This is a genomic window from Vibrio sp. 1288 (assembly GCF_033344475.1).
In genome coordinates this window covers 1-977 of sequence record NZ_JAWPOX010000189.1, presented here as the reverse complement: position 1 = coordinate 977, position 977 = coordinate 1, and the positions used below count along the sequence as shown (strand labels likewise).

Sequence of the window (977 nt, the reverse complement as noted above, 5' to 3'; positions counted from 1 at the left end):
AACGCCATGCACTCAGAGTGCAATCTGAATGCATGGCTAATCATAACTAGCTTACAAGGGGCTAATCATGACTAACTCACATCCTATTGAAAAGGACGTGTTTTACAACCGTCTGTCGCAATTAATTGCATCAACTGATTTAAATCCAGTCGACCGCGTTTTATTTCTCGCCACTTTTGAATCTTGGTACAACTTTCAAAGTTACGCCGTATATCAGTCCATCTCCGAAAAGGCTATTCAAGCTTTGGAGGAATGTTATGCGTAGTACTGATTGGGAGAACGCTGTTAAATTCTTTGCTCCAATTTCTAGGAGTAGTCGAATACATCCTAACTTTATCTTTAGATTTCAACACTTAGCATTAAGTGAGGGTCGAGCTGCTGAAATAGCTTGTGTCGATTTGGATCAAATCCATCGATGGGATGACGGTGAGGAAATCCCCCCTACCATTCGTAGGCTTTGGGCTCTTGAGTCTGGGCGCTATCTTCCTGATGTTACGGGGTTTTCTAAGTGGGCATTTAAGTCTGGTCATATTGTTACACCTGATGGAGCTACCTACTCTGAGGGGCAACTGCGCCACGCTCTTTTTCTGTTAGATCAGGTCTTATAAATAGCTCTGTTGGGAAATAAAAATTTGGGAGCCTTGTGCTCCCTTTTTTTGTTTCTCAATTGAGCCGACAAGCGGAAACATTCTTGATTTTTGTTACCTAATTCAAATCCGCGCGTCAGCTTCACAAATATGTATAAATACGTCTTTTTACATATCTATCTGGTTGTTAGCTGCAAACGACGACTGACGACGACGATGACTGAGGAGGAGGAAATAGGAGGTGCAGCGTCATCCCCGTATAGTAATACGGGGTGAAAGTCTTCACTCCAAACCTACTGATTTTCTTCTTTCCTTAAAACAAAAAGCCCCTATTGGGGCTTAAATGTATCTATTCGTGAGTGGGTAACATACAGTGTTCCCATAGGCTAT

Annotated in this window: 2 protein-coding genes; both read left to right on the top strand. The window is 42.3% G+C overall.

What is annotated here, in order from left to right; translation table 11 throughout:
• Window positions 1-67 precede the first annotated feature (67 nt).
• Window positions 68-265 carry a hypothetical protein gene (locus R8O11_RS25585; protein WP_169608343.1) on the top strand — a complete coding sequence of 66 codons (198 nt, stop codon included), beginning with the start codon at window positions 68-70 and terminating at the stop codon, window positions 263-265.
• The gene (locus R8O11_RS25580) at window positions 258-608 is read left to right on the top strand and encodes a hypothetical protein (RefSeq protein WP_276443554.1); all 351 of its coding nucleotides are present in this window, start codon (window positions 258-260) and stop codon (window positions 606-608) included. Before R8O11_RS25585 ends, R8O11_RS25580 begins: the two co-directional genes overlap by 8 nt.
• Window positions 609-977: the final 369 nt, after the last annotated feature.

Excerpts from the sequence above, each read along its gene's own strand:
- R8O11_RS25585 (WP_169608343.1), top strand. The coding sequence starts at position 68 with ATGACTAACTCACATCCTATTGAAAAGGACGTGTTTTACAACCGTCTG.
- R8O11_RS25580 (WP_276443554.1), top strand. The coding sequence starts at position 258 with ATGCGTAGTACTGATTGGGAGAACGCTGTTAAATTCTTTGCTCCAATT.